We start from the raw sequence: 19,096 nt of genomic DNA, 5'->3' as shown, positions 1-19,096 counted from the left end.
ATTATATTTTGGTTAAAACATTAGCGCAAACGTTTGACTTAAATTTAGTTCAACATTTTAATTATGGTTTTCATACATTTAATTTATAACACAAACCACACATAAATGAACATGAAAAGAACCACCCTGTTTCTGCTTGCATTTCAGTTTTTACTTAGCACAGTTTGCCTAGCAAAAGCCCAAAATAGCGCAGAACCTGAAACCATTACCATACCGCTTGGCGGGAATGGATGGGTAAACGAAAACTCGACAGCCAGCATTAAAAAGGAAGGTATAACCAATTGGTCTGCCGCTAGCGATGTAATTACCATCTATTTTAGAACAGAATCTTCCGGAGAAGCAGAGATTTCTTTAAAACTAAGTGTCCCGGAGGGGAAAAGTAAAATAAGTCTCACTGCCGAGGGCACGACTCTTGTGAAAGAAGTAGGTAATCTGGGCTCTGCTATAGTTAAAATAGGAAGCATTACCATTAAACAGCCTGGATATGTGAAGATAGAGCTAAAAGGACTTTCTAAAACAGGAGGTTTTTTTGCAGAGGTATCTGATTTAATTGTAAGTGGCAGCGAAGAGCTTTTAAAAGGTGCTGCTTACGTTAAAAACGATGAAGGCAATTACTTTTATTGGGGTCACAGAGGCCCATCTGTACATTTGGGTTACAAAATCCCTGCTGAAGCAGAAAACAATACGGAATGGTTTTACAATGAAATTCAGGTTCCGGTAGGTGAAGATAAATTAGGTACGTACTTTATGTCGAATGGCTTTAGCGGAGGATACTTCGGGATGCAGGTAAATTCACCAACTGAGCGTAGGGTTTTATTTTCTATTTGGAGCCCATTCTCCACTGACGATCCTAAATCCATTCCAGACAGCATGAAGGTTGTATTGCTTAAAAAAGGAAGCACAACAAAAACAGGCGAATTCGGCAATGAGGGTTCTGGCGGTCAGAGCTATATGTTTTATCCATGGAAAGCTGGAAAAAGTTATGCTTTTTTAATAAGAGCACAACCTAATAAAGACAAAAAAACGACGATATATACCGCCTATTTTAAGGATTTGGAAAAAGGAAACTGGCAACTTGTAGCCAGCTTTGAACGTCCAAAGTCCGGAGAGTATTTAAAAGGACTCCATTCCTTCTTAGAAAACTTCTCTCCATCAACAGGCGATCAATCCCGCAAAGCAAAATATAAAAATCAATGGGCCATTGATTCTGAAGGTAATTGGCATGAAGTTACCGCAGCAACATTTACAGCTGATGCCACTGCAAGAGAGAATTACAGGAAGGATTATGCAGGAGGAACAGAAGATTCGTCATTCTTTTTAAAGAATTGTGGCTTTTTTAATGATTTCACTCCAATAAAAACTCCTTTACAAAGAAAATCATCTGGAAAAGAACATCCTGAAATTGATTTTAAAAAACTGCCGTAAGGCCTATAAGGGTGTTTAAATCAAGTTTTGGACACCCTTATTAACTCATCACTCCTATTTTTGAGCCACTCCAGTCTGGGAACAGCACCTTATCATTATTAATTCTTAAATGCTTATCGGCAACCTCACTAAACACAGCTCTAAAATCTGTAGTAACTGCAAGGTCTCTTCCATCTTCAAGGTTTTCAATTGCAAGAGGATTCACTATACCATGTACTAATCCTCCCTTTACTCCATTTCCAAGAATAAAGTTGCAGGAAGCCCTGCCATGATCTGTCCCTCCGGTTCCGTTTTGTTTTACTGTTCGGCCAAACTCAGTCATGGTCATAACCGTTACGTCATCTTGCAGCGTATCTATGTCTGTCCAAAAGGCCATAATACTTTCACTGAGATCATTTACATTTCTTGCAAAAATTCCGGTTTCTCTTCCCTGATTAAAGTGAGTATCCCATCCTCCCGATTCAGCAAATGCCACTTCCATCCCTACATTCATTTTGATTAGCTGTGCAATCTGCTTCAAAGAATTTCCTAAGGCTGAATTAGGATAGATAACTCCATTGGTGGGTTTATAATTTTTCACATCTGTTTTTTGAAGCATTTTTATGGCTTCAAAACTCTCTTTCCCGGTTTCTTTTAATAGACCAGAGGAAGTTTGATCGTAAAGATCTTCAAAGCTTTTAGCAGCCATGTTGGCTCCATTAACATTACCCCTCATTTGAATGTTAAAATCTTGCAGGTTGCTAATGGCTACCGCGGGATTATCACCATAAAAAGATCTTGGTAAGGATGAAGTTAAGCTCACTCCTCTGAGGGGCGTTACTCCGTCGTGCCCAAGCAAGCCAACGGCTCTGTTTAGCCACCCACTTTCAGTACCTTTTTGAAAAGGCGTACCTGATTCCATATAATCCTGTGCGTCGAAATGAGAGCGTGTATTATTTGGAGAACCTATTCCGTGTACTATTCCCATTCTTTTTTCTCTAAATACCTGTTCAAAGGAGCCCATTGAAGGGTGTAACCCAAAACGGCCATCCAAATCTATCAAGGGTTTATTTGCAGAAGTTTTAGCAGCTGACATAAACAGAGACGGTCTCGCAGTCCTTAAATATTCGTCTGTAAAAGGAGTTACCGCCATAAGTCCATCCATAGCTCCCCGCTGAAAAATGCAAACTAGTATTTTCCTTCTTTCAAAAAGGCCTGGTTGCTTTATCCCGGCAACAGCATCGGCCAGAAAACCTGGTACTCCACCCATCCCTATTCCAAATAAGGCAAGTCCTCCTGCTTTTAAAAATCCCCTTCTTGATGTCATGATAGTTTTTTATTTAAATCTATTTACGTTGGAATTCAGGAGAACCAAGAATTACACCTACTACCTGAGCCAATTCTGAATTCTTCACATCTTCTTTTTTAGTTATTCTACCCTTTTTAACGCCTCCCATAACTTCGGTGTTGTCAATATTCGATGCTACGGGCGTGTTTTTCTCAGCAGCTATTTCTACTTTTTTATTTAAATCGGGATCCTTAAGCATAGGTTTCAATCTCTTTATGGTAGCGTCAAGATTACGTTCGGGCATAATGATCTTGCTGTATGTTGTTAAAGCTGCCTCAGCACTCTCGGGTTCATGATTATTGTTTAAAGCCGCCAGGTCAACCTTTATTCCTGGGATGCGCTGAGAAGCAAGTGCCAAACCAAAATTCATTCGGTTTAATAATGCTCCGGTATTAATCCAATATTGACCCCTATCTGGGAATCCTGTTGGAGCCTGATAATAGTACATCTTTTGTCCCATTTTGTTGATCCAGCTAAACAACTGATATGGTTGTGTAATTTGAGCATCTAAACTCCGTACTGCGCTAATGGCAAGTTCAAAAGGCGACTTTGTTTTTTCCCTTAAAGCATCAACCTTCCAGAATTCGGGAGAAGAAACCATGGTGATCATTACCTGTTTTATATCTCCGTCTGTTTTAATAAATGTTTTTGCCATTCTATCTATAAGCCGTGGAGACGGTTGATCGCTTACAAATCTTGTTGCAATCTTTTTTGAAATGAATTTTGCCGTAGAAGGATGATGGGCAAGCATGGTTAGTAAAGTTACACCTTCCTCATACCCACCATTGGCAGAGAATCGTTTGCCAAGCACTGTTTTCTCTCCATTATCATGCCAGGTGGGCACAAATAAGAAATCTCCCTGATGCACAAACCCTCTTTTTTCAAGATTAGTTTCCCCAACATTATCCATCAGCTTTTTCATTCCTGCACCATATCCATCTTCGCCCATTGGAGCGATAGTCCAGCCCGTTAATACCCTTGCCGCCTGCGTTACATCGTTCTGGTCATACCCCCCATCCACACCAAGTGTATGTAATTCCATTACCTCACGGGCATAATTTTCGTTTAATCCCCCTTGTTTCTTTTTAACCTGTGCTTTCCTATTCTTATTGCCACCTTTTGTTTGTACAGAATCATTTCTGACAGCTGCAGGTTGCCCGCTGCTACTAAAATTATCTAAATAGATAAGCATTGCAGGAGACTTAGCCGTAGCCAGCAGCAAATCGTTAAACTTACCAGTTACATTGGGTCTGATCACATCCCGTTCAAAAGCAGGAACAAAAGAAGCGCATTGGTTTTTGGTCAAAGAGACATTAAAGTGATTGAACCAGAAATCGGTAAGTAACTCCCGTAATTGATTATTCGTATAAGCAGCTCTTAAAATTTTCTGGTTAATAAACTGACGATATAGCTCTTGTTGGGGCTTTAGTCCATTCATTTCCATATACTCTTTAATCTGCTTTTTATACGCTGCCTGATTTCCTTTATTTACCGAATCTTTATCTATAGCTCCATCTTTAATGGCCATACGCAATACTCTTGCAGATCTGGGATATTTATTTTCTACATCAGTATTACTTAAATTGATATCATCAAATTGGGCCAACATTTTATCCAGCTCTTCATCTTGTAAGCTGCCTTCCAGCTGTTGTATAAACCATTTCTCTAAACCTATTTTCAGAACACGATCTACGTCTCCAGCCTTGGGGCCGTAAGTAAATCTGCTTAGCATGTGTTCGGCTGCCTGTCGCTCACTTAGTCCTGCTTGCTTGTAAGGGAATTTCAATTTTACAGTAACTGATTCCTTTTGAAAAAAAGAGCATAGGGTAATAAAAAACAAAACAAATACAAAAGAGAAGGGGATCTTAATGGCTGTTTTCATAGTTGTTTTGTTGGATTATGTTGGTATGACAATTAAAACGTCAAAAAGATTAATCAGCATATAACTTATTATGAATAGAGAAATCCGTCATTAAGATTTGAACGTATATATACTTATAAGCGTTGAAAATTTCATTGAAGTAAGACTTTCGGGTGGTGATCAATATGGCCGATGTAATTAAAAAGCATCGGCTTTTTTGTTTTGTCAGGGATTTTCAATTTTTGATATCTGCAATTCCCTTCACTATCGTTTTTCTATAATTTTGCTTTATCTTAATATTGAATTAACATGAAGTTTGACTTATCACCAATCGATATCGTTAATGATATTTCCAAAGAGGAATTCGAAAAGAACTACTTGAACGCCCGCAAACCGCTCATTATAAAAAACATGTCGAAGACATGGCCTGCATACGACAAGTGGAATTTAGACTACATGAAATCTGTTGTCGGCGATAGAACTGTTCCCTTATATGACAGCTCTAAAGCTGATCCTTCAAAACCGATTAATGCTTCAGCAGCTGAAATGAAGTTCGCAGATTATGTAGAATTAATTAGAAACACACCTACCGACCTCCGCATTTTTTTGTTTGACCCCATTAAACAAGCACCTAAACTACTGGATGACTATCGTGCACCGAAAGAATTGATGGGCGGTTTCCTGGACAGCTACCCAAACATGTTTTTTGGTGGAAAAGGTTCCGTTACTTTTTTGCATTATGATATAGACCTTGCTCATATTTTTCATACCCATTTTAACGGTCGCAAACATGTGATCCTTTTTGAAAACAAATGGAAAGAGCGCCTTTATCAAATTCCATATGCTACTTATGCATTAGAGGATTATGATGTTGAAAAGCCAGACTTTAATAAATTTCCGGCACTGCAAGGTGTTAAAGGAGTTGAAGCATTTCTGGAGCATGGCGACACTTTATTTATGCCTACGGGTTACTGGCATTGGATGAAATATCTTGATGGGTCTTTTTCTATTAGCCTAAGGGCCTGGGATAAATCATTAGCGGTAAAAGTAAAAAGTTTATATAATCTTACCMTTCAGCGTAAGTTTGATGATTTTATGAAAGCTAATTTCAAAGAAAAGTACATGACCTGGAAAGAGAAACTGGCTATCAAACGAGCAAACAGAGCGCTCGTCAGTCAGCAACCCTGTTAATAATGATCTAATCTTAATTTATTTGAAATAGTAGCTATGAAATAAATTAAGAATGACCTTATGAAGAGAAGGATTTTTTTATCTAAGTTTGTTTTAAATAAGGTCGGTAAACAGGCATTTCGCCGTTAACACGTATCTTATCATTAAAACTTATGAGTTTTATTTTAAAGCCGGTAGATACCGTTGAGAGCATCAGCCCCGCTGATTTTAAAAAAAATTATTTAGATGCCAGACGCCCTTTGATCATTAAAGGACTGACTAAAACATGGCCGGCAAGAGAAAAATGGACGACCGACTATTTAAAAGAAATAGGAGGAGATCTGAAAGTTAGCTTGATGGACAATTCTAAGGCTGATCCGTCGAAACCGATTAATGCATCTGTAGCAGAGATGAGATTTGGGGATTATCTTGATCTTATTAAATCTAAACCAACAGAACTGAGGATCTTTTTCTTTAATCTGTTTAAACATGTTCCTAACCTGGTAAATGATATTGTTATTCCTAAAGATTTAATGGGAGGCTTTATTGAAAGCATGCCCGCTATGTTTTTTGGAGGATCGAACTCGGTTACCTTTTTACATTACGATATAGATTTACCTCACCTTTTCCATACCCACTTCGGTGGAAGAAAGCACATTATCCTTTTTGATAATAAATGGAAGAAGCGCTTGTACTGTATCCCTAATGCAACCTACGCATTAGAAGATTATGACGTAGCCAATCCTGATTTTGAGAAATTCCCAGCACTTAAGGGGGTTGAAGGTTATGAAGTTTTTCTTGAACACGGTGATACCCTGTTTATGCCTACCGGTATGTGGCATTGGATGAAATATCTTGACGGCTCTTTTTCGTTAAGCCTAAGAGCGTGGGATGCGTCAATTACAAGAAAGGCCCAGAGTGTATTTAACCTTGCTATTAAAGGAGGTGTTGACAGTATTTTAAAAATGGCATTTAAAGCTCCTTACGCTAAGTGGAGAGAACGCCTGGCAATAAAAAGAGCTGAGAGAGCATTGGCAAACGGCAGCCCTAAATAGGCTGCCGAAACTTCTCTGCCTGAGGTATTTTTACAACTGGATAACATTATTAACACCTCAAACTTTTACCTTCGATAATTCGTTTATAATGAATATATGAGAGGTTTCCATTTTTCTAATTTCCAACCCGATGATTTACCGAAAGGTGGCTTTGATGAATTGCTTAAGCTTTTCACCCAGCTTTTGAATTATACTGCAGGCGATGCCGGGGAGGCATTGGCCTGGATGAACGAGCTGGACAAGAAATATAAGTTCACAAATAACGAATATGGGATGGGTGATTTTATTGATGACCTTAAGGAAAAAGGTTATTTGAAAGAGAACCCGGCAAATGGTGACTTAAGCATAACTGCCAAAACAGAGCAAACCATACGTAAATCTGCCCTTGAAGAGATATTCGGCCAGTTAAAAAAAGCCGGAAAGGGTAACCACAACACCAATATATCAGGCATTGGCGAAGAGAAAAATGCAGACAGAAGAGAATTTACTTTTGGTGACAGTTTAGATCAGATAGACATTACCGCGTCAATCCAGAATGCCCAAATAAACCACGGCATTGCTAACTTTACGTTAACAGAGCGAGATCTGGAGGTAGAGGAAAAAGACTATAAGACCCTTACATCGACCGTACTGATGATAGACATATCACATTCTATGATTCTATATGGCGAAGACAGGATAACGCCCGCTAAAAAAGTAGCTATGGCGTTGGCAGAGCTAATTAAAACCAGATATCCTAAAGACACGCTGGATATTGTTGTATTTGGCAATGATGCATGGCCTATATCAATTAAGGATTTGCCTTATTTACAAGTAGGGCCTTACCACACAAATACTTTTGCCGGATTGGAATTGGCAGCCGATTTACTACGCCGTCGTAAAACCCATAACAAACAGATTTTCATGATTACGGATGGTAAACCAACTTGTTTAAAAGAAAACGGCAGATATTACAAGAACAGTATGGGGCTTGACAGAAAGGTGGTTAATAAAACCTTAAATATGGCGGCTCAATGCAAACGACTAAATATCCCAATTACCACGTTTATGATAGCCCAGGATCCTTACCTGCAACAGTTTGTACGAGAATTTACCCAGATCAACGGAGGAAGAGCATTCTATAGTTCCTTAACCGGCCTTGGAGAATACATATTTGAAGATTATATAAAGAACAGACGGAAAACAGTCAGATAAGTTCTAAGCGCTCAATTCGAAAAGATAAGACATGGATTACAACAACATAAAAACACTTGGCCAACTAAAGGCCTCAAGCTATAAATCATTATCTGTAAAAGACGAGCTTCGTAAGAATCTGATTGTTCAGCTTAAAAATAAGGATGCTGGATTTGAAGGCATTTTAGGATATGATGAAACCGTGATTCCGGAATTGCAAACGGCTATTCTTTCGCGCCATAATATTTTATTGTTGGGTTTACGCGGTCAGGCAAAAACACGTATTGCCAGGCTGATGGTAAATCTTTTAGATGAGTATATTCCATACGTAAGCGGAAGTGAGATTTTTGATGACCCTTTGAACCCTATTTCATGGTACGCAAAGCATGAAATATTAATTCATGGCGACAATACCCCTGTTAGCTGGCAGCACCGTAGCGAAAGATATACTGAAAAACTGGCTACTCCCGATGTAACCGTAGCCGATTTGATTGGAGATGTTGATCCAATTAAAGCTGCTACCTTAAAATTAACGTACAACGACGAACGGGTAATTCATTTTGGTTTAATACCCAGAGCTCATAGAAGCATCTTTGTAATTAATGAGCTGCCCGATTTGCAAKCGCGCATACAGGTGGCATTATTTAATATGCTACAGGAAAAAGATATTCAGATAAGAGGTTTCAAGTTACGCTTGCCATTAGATGTACAATTTGTTTTTACTGCAAACCCGGAAGATTATACCAATAGAGGCTCTATTGTGACGCCGCTGAAAGACCGCATAGAAAGCCAAATCCTAACCCACTATCCTAAAACCATTGACATTTCCAGAAAGATAACCTTCCAGGAAGCAAAAATAACAGAAGAGCAAAAAGCGAACATCGAAGTAGATGGCCTGGTTAAAGATCTGATAGAACAAGTTGCATTTGAGGCCAGAAAAAGTGAGTTTATTGATCAAAAGTCGGGGGTTTCAGCAAGGTTAACCATTACCGCTTATGAGAACCTCATTAGTACTGCAGAACGAAGAATGTTGATTAATGGAGAGAAAAGCACATCCATAAGACTTTCTGACCTGGTAGGCATTATTCCAGCAGTAACCGGAAAAATTGAACTGGTTTACGAAGGTGAATTGGAAGGACCTGCAAAGGTTGCGAATACACTCATCGGCAAAGCAATTAAAAGTTTATTTGCTCGCTATTTCCCTGATCCGGAAAGAGCCAAAAAAAGTAAAACCGCTAACCCATACACTAACATAACCGAATGGTTCACAGATGGAAATACACTAGATATAGCCGACTCCCTTACACAGGCAAAGTACGAAAAGCAGCTTAGGGAGGTTAACGGCCTATATGATCTGGTTAAAAAATTCCATCCTAAACTAAGCGAAAACCAAACCTTATTGTTAATGGAATTTGTACTGCATGGTTTGGCGGAATATTCACAGTTAAACAAAAAATATCTTGAAGGGGGATTCGGATTCTCAGATATGTTTGAAAGCTTATTTAACACCGAACTTGGTGATGACGACGACGATGACATTAATTTCAGGTAATCTTATTAATAAAAATACTTAAATGGGACGACTACCCGCACTTATAATTTTATCTGTTTTACTTCTGGCTTTCGATTACTACTGTTATCGGGCAATATTATCCGTATTTAAAAAATGGAAGCCAACTACAAAAAAACTGTTTTCAATAATTTGGTGGACGTACACCGGTATTCTTGTAATAGGCGTGTTTGCAGCGATTTATGTTCCTTCTTACTTACCTTTATATTTAAGCCTTCGATCAGTTATTCTTGTGGCATTCTTTTTAACCTTGGTTTGTAAAATAGTAATGCTGCCGTTTTTATTGATTGATGACATAAGGAGATTAATTGTTAAAATAAACAGGTTCTTCAAAAGAAAAAACACAGCAGTTTTGACTGAGAAAGAGCCCCAAACTATGGTTGGAGAACCTATAAGCAGATCGTCGTTTATTATAAAAGCTGGATTAATCACAGCTGCTATTCCCTTGACCTCTCTTACCTGGGGCATTTCCTCTGGCGCCTACGACTATAAGATAAAAAGGAGGACTTTAGTGCTCCCGAACCTCCCAAAGGCTTTTGAAGGAATCAGATTTGGTCAGATCTCGGATATCCACTCTGGAAGTTTTTATAATAAGAAGGCGGTACAGGGCGGTGTAGAAATGCTCCTGGCAGAAAAACCTGACTTTATCTTTTTCACAGGAGATCTTGTTAATGATATGGCCACTGAGATGCGCGACTATCAGGATCTGTTCAGTAAAGTTAAAGCACCCCTTGGAGTGTATTCCGTACTCGGAAATCATGACTATGGCGATTATCATTTTGGTGGCGCACCATCAGCTGCTAAAGCTAAGAACCTGCAGGATGTAATTAAAACCCATAAAGTAATGGGTTGGGATTTACTGATGAATGAGCATCGCCGGTTAAAGATAGATGGCGAGGAGATTGGAATATTAGGGATTGAAAATTGGGGAATGGGCCGTTTTCCAAAGTATGGCCGGATGGACCTGGCAACTAAAGACACAGATGATCTACCTGTAAAGCTACTACTATCTCACGATCCTTCTCATTGGAGGCAAGAGGTTTTGAAAAAATATCAACAAATAGATGCTATGTTTAGTGGCCATACTCATGGCATGCAGTTTGGCGTAAGAACTGAACATTATCAGTGGAGCCCTATACAATACATATACAAAGAATGGGCTGGTCTTTACAAAGAACAAAATCAACAACTTTATGTAAATGTTGGTTATGGCTTTCTAGGTTATCCAGGAAGGGTTGGAATTTTACCGGAAATAACGATATTTGAATTGAAGCGGGCCTAATTAAATTAACCGCCTCTCTGCAAATGATTAAAAGAATACTTCTTTCTATTCTTGATTTCCTGCTATTCAGCAACCTGTTTATAGGTATTTGTGCGGTTGCCCAGGGCTTGGTAACCTATCATCTTTTACATGTTCCTGCAGATAAATATATACTTGCATTCTTATTCTTTGCTACAGTAGGTCTTTACAACTTTAGTATGTTATTGGCCAAGCCTAAAGACCCAGGAAATTCACCATACATTAGAGTTAGATGGATATTTTCACATCATCGCCTAATCATTTCAATTACACTGATTTGTATTTTGTGTTTAATTCCACTCGGCTTATGGTATTTAAGCTTGGAATCTAAACTGCTGATGGTATTTACCGGATTAATGGCTGTTGGCTACAATGTACCTTTCCTAACACTAAATAAGCAGCAAATCGGTTTAAGAAATATCCCGGGAATTAAGCTATTTCTGATCGCTCTTGTTTGGTCTATAAGCAGTGTATTGCTACCAATAGTTGAACTTGAACGCAGCTATCAGATCAATATCTCCTCGGCCGAAACCCTCTTACTTGTAGCCAAACGCTTTTTATTTATTGCGGCCATTACTGTTCCCTTTGACATCAGAGATTTGTTTCAAGATAAGCTGTATGCACTTAAAACAATCCCTGTAATGCTTGGAGAAAAAAAAGCTTACGTCTTCTGCCAATTTTTACTCGGCCTCTATGTCTTGCTGTTAATTCTATTCAGACAGGCAACAGTAGGAGACATCGTTGCCCTTACCCTAACCATAATCTTAACGGGCTGGCTGATCTTTAAATCCAATATCAAAAAGAATGAATACTACTATTTCTTCTATCTTGATGGAACCATGGTTCTACAATACCTCGCATTACTACTCGTTACCTGGATTACGCAGTTATAAAAATAAGTTACGCTGGGTTAAAGCGATATCCAACACCTCTTACCGTTTGCAGTAATTGCGGATTATCAGGATTAAGCTCTATTTTTTTACGTAAGCGTACAATGTGCATATCAAGAGTTCTGGTATTCACATCAGAATTGTACCCCCAAACAACCAACATAAGTTCATCTCGGTTAATTACCTTATTCGGATTCCTTAAAAAGTAAAGTAAAATCCTGTTTTCAAGAATTGTAAGCTCTATCTTTTTCCCGTTTCTGAATAGTGTATGGATATTAGGGTGATGTTCCATATTTCCGAAACGATGGATCTCTGAACGGTCATTATTAAGCAGATATTTAACCTTACTATCCAACATTGCAACCAGAACATCCATATTAAATGGTTTAGTTACATAATCTGAAACTCCAAAATTATAAGCATCTATCTTATCCACATCCTGAGCTTTAGCTGTCATCATGATGATCAAATTCTCGAACCCCTGTTTTCGTACTTCTTCACAAACTTCGGCACCCTGTTTACCAGGTAACATCCAATCTAAAAGAACAATATCAGGCTGCTCATCTATTATCATTTTTTCGGCAGTTAAACCATCACCAACCTCCAAAACATCATAGCCTTCGGCTTTTAAACGATGTACAACCAGAAAGCGTAAATTCTCGTCATCTTCAACTATCAGTATTTTAATTCCCTTAGACATAATTTTTTATTTATTTGAATATAAATGCAAACGTATAATGGTACTAGTCATTATATGGCAGTACAATTTTAAACTCTGTTCCTTTATCAACTTTACTTTTTACCGTAATCTCGCCACTCATAAAGTTAACGAGTTCCTTACAGAAAGCCAAACCCAGACCAACGCTCCCATTCTGGTTGTACTGGTTTTGTATGCGAAAAAATTTCTTAAATATATTATTAATTTCTGACGAAGGAATTCCTATTCCCTGATCCGCAAACCGGAATACTACTCTTCCCTTAATAAGTCTGGCAGAAATGTGAAGCCGTTTCCGCTCTTGTGGCGAATACTTATAGGCGTTTTCTGCCAGGTTATCAAAAAGACTTCCCAGTAATACCGGATCGGTAACAAATGTTTTGAATCCGCTTACATCAAAAGTAAAATCAAAATCGGGGTGTTTAAGTCTATGTGATTCAACCGTACTTTCAATAAAATCATTAATATTAATTTTCTCGGAGTTTAGCTGTATTGCCTTATTCTCAATCTGAGTAAAGGCAAGTAATTTGTTCATTAAACCATTCAGCTTATCAGCCTCTTCATCAAGAATTTTTCCATAAAGTTTTAATTCTCTTTCGGTTAAACTAGATGCACTTTTAATGTTGTTTCCTGCAATCTTAATTACACTTACCGGAGTTTTAAACTCATGAGTAAGGTTATTCATAAAATCGTACTGCAGTTTAAACATCTTCTGATTAATATTTAAGTTTCTATAGATAAGGAATGCCACCAATACCAAAATACTGTAAAACAACAATACACCTAAAGCAATCGGAAGGAAATAACTGAGGATTTCCTTATCAATAAAGGATTTAGAAGAGATAAAATAAAGCTTAAAATCTGAAAATGGTCCCGGCAAGGTTATCTCAGTAGTAACATATAATGAAGAGGTTTCAAGCGGATCATATGTTAACGGTTCAATTTTAATATATTGATATAATAGAGGTCTAGAGTTGATGATCTTGATTTTATATGGATCCAATTGAAAAGAAAGCATGTCCTGCTGATAAATCGGCTGTGGATTTAAAGATTTTCTCATCATTGTTTTGTACATCTTAAGATCCTCTATCCTCGGTATATTCAAATAGGTAATCTTGTTAGACCGTACATTACTAAAGTTACTAAACAGTTCATCCTGGCTAGGTACGCGAGTGGTATCCAAACTCTCAATATACGATACCAGCTTCAATGCTAAGGCATTAAAATCGTCCCCTGCAATGAAATTACGGGTATTATCACTTGAGAATAGCTTAACCGAATCCATTGGAACCAAGCTTCCAAACTGATAAATACTTTTAGGGCCAAAAGAGAACTTTCCGATATTTAAACCATCAGTTACCGGGGTATTTTTAACTTCAGAATCATAAAAGATTACCTTGGATACAAAGGGATATTCCAGCAACACGGTGTCAACAAAGTTAGATGCAGTGGCCGAATCCAGATAACCATTATAATAAGAAACCTCAGGTAGTTTTTTCTGAAAGAAATCATTATATGGCCTAATGCTTTGTTCAAGTACGTTTACCTTTTCAGAAACAAATTGGTTTTCTATATACTTTGTACTAAATCTATAGGCTAATAAAAGCGACAACATAAACAGCACCAACATCAAAATGATGAAAGTGAGTATTAATGGAAAATTCTTACGATAACCGCTTTTCTTCTCTGAAGACATGAGGTTGAATTTACTTCTTTTTTAGGTTAACTTCTAAAAACGATTCAAGAGCTGTATATAGTTTTTGTCGTCCCTCATCGTTTTTACTATAGAATGGATCACCATCATTTTCCAAATAAGTCACGCTTATATTTCTCTTTTGGAGATTTTTTACGAACTGTATGGTTTCACCAGCATTTATATTCGGATCCTTGGTGTTTTGAGCAATAAACAAAGGTTTCTCTATCCTATCTACCTGAAACAAGGGAGAAGACTGGCGCATTTTATCTACGTCAGTAAGTGGATTTCCTATAACCTCATAGTACATTTGTAATTTCGGTTTTAAAAATGGTGGTATTGATTTCAAATAAGTGAATAAATTAATCACCGCAGAATTTGAAGCACCACATGCATAAGTCTTATTTTCAGAATATAAACCATTAAGTGCAATGTATCCACCAAAACCAGTTCCATATATTCCAATCCTTTTAGGATCGGCAATTTTTTTACTGATCAGCCACTTAACGCCATCATTAATGTCATGTTGTATTTTACATCCCCACTCTTTAAAACCAGCAGCCATAAAAGCTTTACCATAACCAGTAGACCCTCTGTAGTTTACTTGAAAAACAGCATACCCTCTGTTTGCAAGAAACTGCACTTCTGGATTATAACCCCAAATATCTCTTGCCACTGGCCCATCGTGAGGCAGCACTACAACCGGCAAATTCTCGGCTTTCATTTTTAAAGGTAATGTTAGATATCCCTCTATTTTCATCCCATCTCTTGAAACATAACTGACAGGTTTCATCTCGCACATTTCGTCTTCATTAATAGCTGAATTGAAATCGCTCAATTTTCGAATTTTCCCTGTTTCAGAAAAATAAAGGTAGTAGGACCCTGGATTACGATCGGTAAACGTTCTTACAATAAAAACGGTCTCTGCTTTATCCCTATCAATTATCCTTGTTTCTGTTTTAGGGAGTAATTTATCCAGATTATTGTAAATTAATTTTACCGAATCATCCAGATAATGCTTCTCTTTTTTCCAGGTTTCATAAACAACAAAAGACATTTTCTGCTTTCTCCTTGAATACTGAGCGTCAGTAATATTTATAGTCTCGTCACCAAACAAAACCTTAATCTCTTTCCCGGTCTTACAATCAAGCTCAACCAAGGCCCCTTTATCACGGTTTACATTGGAAATAGCATAAATAACGTTTAGTTTATTTTTAGCAAAAGCAATTGGTCTTAACGTATTTTTAAAGTTATTTGTTACTATCGGCTTAAATGCGTCGTTTTCGCTTTCTCTGTATAACAATGTTTCATTTACACCATCACTGCTTGTTGCCAATCGGAGTTTACCTTCAGAATCTGTGGTCCAGTCTGTAATATTTCCCGGATTTTTTGCAGCCATTTGCATTTCCCCATTACGAACATTTAAACGATAAACATCAAAAACTGTTGAGTCTCTTTTGTTAGACGAGACAAGCAGGTATTTATCGTCCATCAATTGATCATCAAGAACCTTTATTCTGCTCTTTTCGTTATTCGTTAGCTGCCGCTCATTCTTACCATCCTTATTAATAATAAATATATCAGAGAGCCTAAGCGCAGGATCCGTTTCTTTATAATAAATGAGCTCATCCTTACTTACCCAAAAATAGAAGATAATGCTCTTTTCCTTTAATTGAGTTATCTTTTTCCCCTTACCTGTCTCAATATCCTCAACATATAAATTTTGATTCTTGCCCTCTAATTTCAGATAAGACAAGTTCCTGGCATCTGGTGAAACCCTATAGCCTATCCTATTTTGCGATTTAAAAAAATCGTCGATAGGCATAACTCTCACTCCCCCCTTTTGTGTACAGGCTAAAGCAAAAAGTGATAAGAAAAGAAAAAAATATTTTTTAAATACAACCATATCATTTTTCTGCTTACAAAGCTACGGAACCCTACCAGTGTAAATCAGTTTACACCAATATTGTTACCTTAAACCCCCATTTCAATATGCTCAAAATAAATTAAATATTTAACTAATATGAATTATCAGTTCCTTAGAAACAATCTTTAAAACCCGTCAAATCAATAATTGCCTCATAACCAAAGAAAATAAATATTAAATAATAGAAAACATTCCTTGAGTAACATTTAAAATACGCTTTTATGTTTTTACCAATAGAAGGGAAATTAGAATTCAAATCATTATTTTAGGGACTCTATTGATAGTCCATCCCTGATGAAAAAATTAATTCTGATTTTATTATTCTCTTATACAAGCTTTCTTTGCTCAGCTCAAAGCAGCGTTGATGAAGGATTGGCTTTTCAATATTACCAGCAAGGCCAGTATCAGGAAGCCTCTGTTTTACTGGAGAAATTGTTCAATGCGACTAAGAATGATACTTATTTTGACCTCTGGTATACCTCCCTTATTAAGCTCAAAAAACTAGATGAGGCCGAAAAGATTGCCAAAAAACTAATTAAACAAAATCCAAAAAACTTACATTATACAATGGCTCTTGCCCGTGTTTATCAGGAAAAGGGACAAATAGATGCGGCAAATAAGGCATACTCAGAAACGCTGAACAATTTGCCGGCAGATGAGTTTAAGATAAGAGAGGTTGCTAATATATTCTATAGCTTTCAGGCATATGATCTCGCTATATCAACCTTCTTACAAGGAAGAAAGATGCTTAACAATGAAAAGATTTTCACTTACGAACTTTTAAGTATATATCGTTTTAAAAAGGATAAGAACATGCTTGTGCAGGAGTACATTAATGCACTCGCTCAAATGCCTGAATTATTGCTCCAGGCAGAAAGTGTACTCTCTTCTATTTTTGAAGACAACGCCGATTACCTTATTTTACAAGCTGCCTTGTTAAAAAAAATACAGAAGGAACCGCAAACAGAGATTTATACCAAACTTTTAATATGGCAATATCTTCAGCAGCAAGAATACGAAATGGCATTAAGGCAGCTAATAGCACAGGATAAACGAGTTAAGGATGATGGAGCTATATTATTCAATACGGCCAATACTTTTATTGCTAATCAAGCCTATACTACTGCTATAAAGGCCTTTGAGTACATTGTAAGTAAAGGCAAGGAGAATCCATATTTTTTACCCGCAAAGGTAGAAATGATAGATGCAAAATATCAGCTGGTAATCACGGGTCAATTTGATAAAAAAGCAATTACAGATCTTGCTACAGAATACGGTTCTATAATTGATGAGTATGGAAAAACTGCTCAAACAGTTTTTGCAATGAAGAAACTGGCTAACTTACAAGCATATTATCTTAACGACTTACCTAAGGCTGAAAAAACGTTAGAAGACGCATTAACTATCACCGGCCTTTCTGCAGCCGAAACAGGCCAGATGAAACTCGATCTTGGAGATATTTATATATTGACACAACAACCCTGGGAGGCTTTTTTAATTTACGAACAGGTGGCTAAGCAGTTTGAAAACCAAGCTGTAGGAAACGAAGCTCATTTCCGCTCAGCAAAACTTTCTTTTTATCAGGGCAATTTCTCCTATGCAAAATCCCAGGCAGATGTTTTAAAGGCATCAACATCTCAATTAATTGCTAATGATGCATTAAACTTGAGTTTAATGATTTCCGATAATCTTCAATCTAAGGTAGACAGCAATGCACTTAAAATGTATGCTGATGCGGAGATGCTTCAGTTTCGAAATCTTCCTGCAAAGGCTCTCATAAAACTGGACAGCATTGCAATCGCCTTCCCAAACAATAGCTTGACTGATGACATATTAATGGCAAAATCCAGAATATATATCAAAACAAATGAAATAAATAGCGCCATAAAGGTCCTTAAAGAACTTATAGACCAACAAGGAACCAGTCTTTGGGCCGACGATGCGCTATTTACATTAGCAGACCTATATGAGAAAAACCTGAAGAATAATGAAGAAGCTAAAGCATTATATCAGAAACTGATTAGTGACTATCCAGGTAGTATGTTTACCACAGAGGCCCGTAAGCGTTTTAGGAAACTTCGTGGGGATAATATTGGTACATAGTTCTATCTTTGCACCATGTTATTATACAATGTAACCACAATTATCGAAGATAACTCAGCAGATCGCTGGCTTCAATGGATGCAGGAGATCCACATTCCACAAGTAATGCAAACAGGATTATTTGTATCCAATAGGCTTCTTAAAGTAGTTGACTCTCCAAATGAAGGTGTAACATACTGTGCGCAGTATATAGCCGAAAACATGGATAATTACTTAGCCTACCAGGATAACTTTGCACCTGCTTTACTAGCCGAAGTGAATGAAAATTTTAAAAATCAGCAGGTGTCCTTTACCTCTCTGATGGAATATATCGCTTAATCCTATTTATGAATATTATAGAGACTCCCATTGCTAACCTTCTGGTTATTGAGCCCAAGGTTTGGAAAGACAACCGGGGATATTTTTACGAAAGCTACAATTCAAAGTTGTTTTCAGACGCAGGTATTGATGCTACCTTTCTACAAGACAATCAATCTTTTTCTCAGAAAGGTGCTTTACGTGGACTTCATGCTCAAAAAGCTCCATTTGAGCAAGGTAAGTTAGTAAGGGTTCTACAAGGCAGCGTTTTAGATATAGCAGTAGATATCAGAAAACAGTCTGAAACTTTTGGCCAATATTTCAGTATAGAACTTAGTGGCGATAACCATAAACAATTATGGGTTCCACCAGGATTTTTACATGGTTTTTTAACTCTTGAGGATGATACTATTTTCACCTATAAAGTAACTAATTACTATGACAAGGCTTCCGAAATTGGTGTAATATGGAATGATGCTGATATCAACATCGATTGGAGTAGTAGCATTGCAAAAGAAGATCTGATCCTCTCTGACAAAGACCTGATATTGCCCACTTTCAAAGATTTCGACAGTCCTTTTTAAAGATTG

The 19,096-nt window shown here is 37.4% G+C and carries 15 protein-coding genes; 10 read left to right on the top strand and 5 right to left on the bottom strand.

Going from position 1 to position 19,096, the window contains the following annotated elements:
* The first annotated feature begins 111 nt into the window (after window positions 1–111).
* Window positions 112–1,425 carry a DUF3472 domain-containing protein gene (locus AC1DDK_RS14555; RefSeq protein ID WP_288883604.1) on the top strand — a complete coding sequence of 438 codons (1,314 nt, stop codon included), beginning with the start codon at window positions 112–114 and terminating at the stop codon, window positions 1,423–1,425.
* A 40-nt stretch (window positions 1,426–1,465) separates the two neighbouring features.
* On the opposite strand, the gene AC1DDK_RS14550 is transcribed toward AC1DDK_RS14555, so the two are convergent.
* Complete coding sequence (locus AC1DDK_RS14550; protein ID WP_288883605.1) at window positions 1,466–2,731, bottom strand: DUF1501 domain-containing protein; 1,266 nt, start codon at window positions 2,729–2,731, stop codon at window positions 1,466–1,468.
* 19 nt (window positions 2,732–2,750) lie between these two features.
* The gene (locus AC1DDK_RS14545; RefSeq protein ID WP_288883606.1) at window positions 2,751–4,634 is read right to left on the bottom strand and encodes a DUF1800 domain-containing protein; all 1,884 of its coding nucleotides are present in this window, start codon (window positions 4,632–4,634) and stop codon (window positions 2,751–2,753) included.
* Window positions 4,635–4,922: 288 nt separating this feature from the next.
* Between AC1DDK_RS14545 and AC1DDK_RS14540 the strand changes: the two genes are divergently transcribed.
* The 6 genes from AC1DDK_RS14540 to AC1DDK_RS14515 all read left to right on the top strand — a co-directional run bounded on the left by AC1DDK_RS14540 (window position 4,923) and on the right by AC1DDK_RS14515 (window position 11,774).
* Window positions 4,923–5,804: a cupin-like domain-containing protein gene (locus AC1DDK_RS14540; protein WP_477633961.1), complete on the top strand. Its 882-nt coding sequence runs from the start codon at window positions 4,923–4,925 to the stop codon at window positions 5,802–5,804.
* Between the two features lie 152 nt (window positions 5,805–5,956).
* Window positions 5,957–6,838, top strand: a complete 882-nt coding sequence (locus AC1DDK_RS14535; protein WP_172661698.1) for a cupin-like domain-containing protein — start codon at window positions 5,957–5,959, stop codon at window positions 6,836–6,838.
* A gap of 96 nt (window positions 6,839–6,934) precedes the next feature.
* On the top strand, window positions 6,935–8,032 hold the full coding sequence (locus AC1DDK_RS14530; protein WP_048907737.1) for a vWA domain-containing protein: 1,098 nt from the start codon (window positions 6,935–6,937) through the stop codon (window positions 8,030–8,032).
* Between the two features lie 31 nt (window positions 8,033–8,063).
* On the top strand, window positions 8,064–9,563 hold the full coding sequence (locus AC1DDK_RS14525; protein ID WP_477633960.1) for a sigma 54-interacting transcriptional regulator: 1,500 nt from the start codon (window positions 8,064–8,066) through the stop codon (window positions 9,561–9,563).
* A 22-nt stretch (window positions 9,564–9,585) separates the two neighbouring features.
* The gene (locus tag AC1DDK_RS14520; RefSeq protein WP_288883610.1) at window positions 9,586–10,863 is read left to right on the top strand and encodes a metallophosphoesterase; all 1,278 of its coding nucleotides are present in this window, start codon (window positions 9,586–9,588) and stop codon (window positions 10,861–10,863) included.
* Between the two features lie 23 nt (window positions 10,864–10,886).
* A complete protein-coding gene (locus AC1DDK_RS14515) occupies window positions 10,887–11,774 on the top strand; it encodes a UbiA prenyltransferase family protein (RefSeq protein WP_172661701.1) in 888 nt (295 codons plus the stop codon).
* A gap of 7 nt (window positions 11,775–11,781) precedes the next feature.
* On the opposite strand, the gene AC1DDK_RS14510 is transcribed toward AC1DDK_RS14515, so the two are convergent.
* From AC1DDK_RS14510 to AC1DDK_RS14500, 3 genes are read right to left on the bottom strand one after another with little or no spacing between them, the layout of a single operon-like run.
* Window positions 11,782–12,471 (bottom strand): response regulator transcription factor, encoded by a 690-nt coding sequence (locus tag AC1DDK_RS14510; protein ID WP_172661702.1) that lies wholly within the window; start codon window positions 12,469–12,471, stop codon window positions 11,782–11,784.
* A 43-nt stretch (window positions 12,472–12,514) separates the two neighbouring features.
* Window positions 12,515–14,182 carry a sensor histidine kinase gene (locus AC1DDK_RS14505; RefSeq protein WP_288883614.1) on the bottom strand — a complete coding sequence of 556 codons (1,668 nt, stop codon included), beginning with the start codon at window positions 14,180–14,182 and terminating at the stop codon, window positions 12,515–12,517.
* A gap of 10 nt (window positions 14,183–14,192) precedes the next feature.
* The gene (locus AC1DDK_RS14500; RefSeq protein ID WP_172661704.1) at window positions 14,193–16,085 is read right to left on the bottom strand and encodes a S9 family peptidase; all 1,893 of its coding nucleotides are present in this window, start codon (window positions 16,083–16,085) and stop codon (window positions 14,193–14,195) included.
* Between the two features lie 315 nt (window positions 16,086–16,400).
* Between AC1DDK_RS14500 and AC1DDK_RS14495 the strand changes: the two genes are divergently transcribed.
* From AC1DDK_RS14495 to rfbC, 3 genes are read left to right on the top strand one after another with little or no spacing between them, the layout of a single operon-like run.
* Entirely contained in the window at window positions 16,401–18,209 is a 1,809-nt protein-coding gene (locus AC1DDK_RS14495) for a tetratricopeptide repeat protein (RefSeq protein WP_288883616.1), read from the top strand.
* A gap of 15 nt (window positions 18,210–18,224) precedes the next feature.
* Window positions 18,225–18,527: a DUF4286 family protein gene (locus tag AC1DDK_RS14490; protein ID WP_172661706.1), complete on the top strand. Its 303-nt coding sequence runs from the start codon at window positions 18,225–18,227 to the stop codon at window positions 18,525–18,527.
* Window positions 18,528–18,535: 8 nt separating this feature from the next.
* Window positions 18,536–19,090 (top strand): dTDP-4-dehydrorhamnose 3,5-epimerase, encoded by a 555-nt coding sequence (gene rfbC, locus AC1DDK_RS14485; protein WP_172661707.1) that lies wholly within the window; start codon window positions 18,536–18,538, stop codon window positions 19,088–19,090.
* Window positions 19,091–19,096 lie beyond the last annotated feature (6 nt).

The organism is Pedobacter sp. 05T44, from assembly GCF_056395985.1.
The sequence above is the reverse complement of the archived record's forward strand: the minus strand, read 5'-3'. Positions and strand labels throughout refer to the sequence as shown.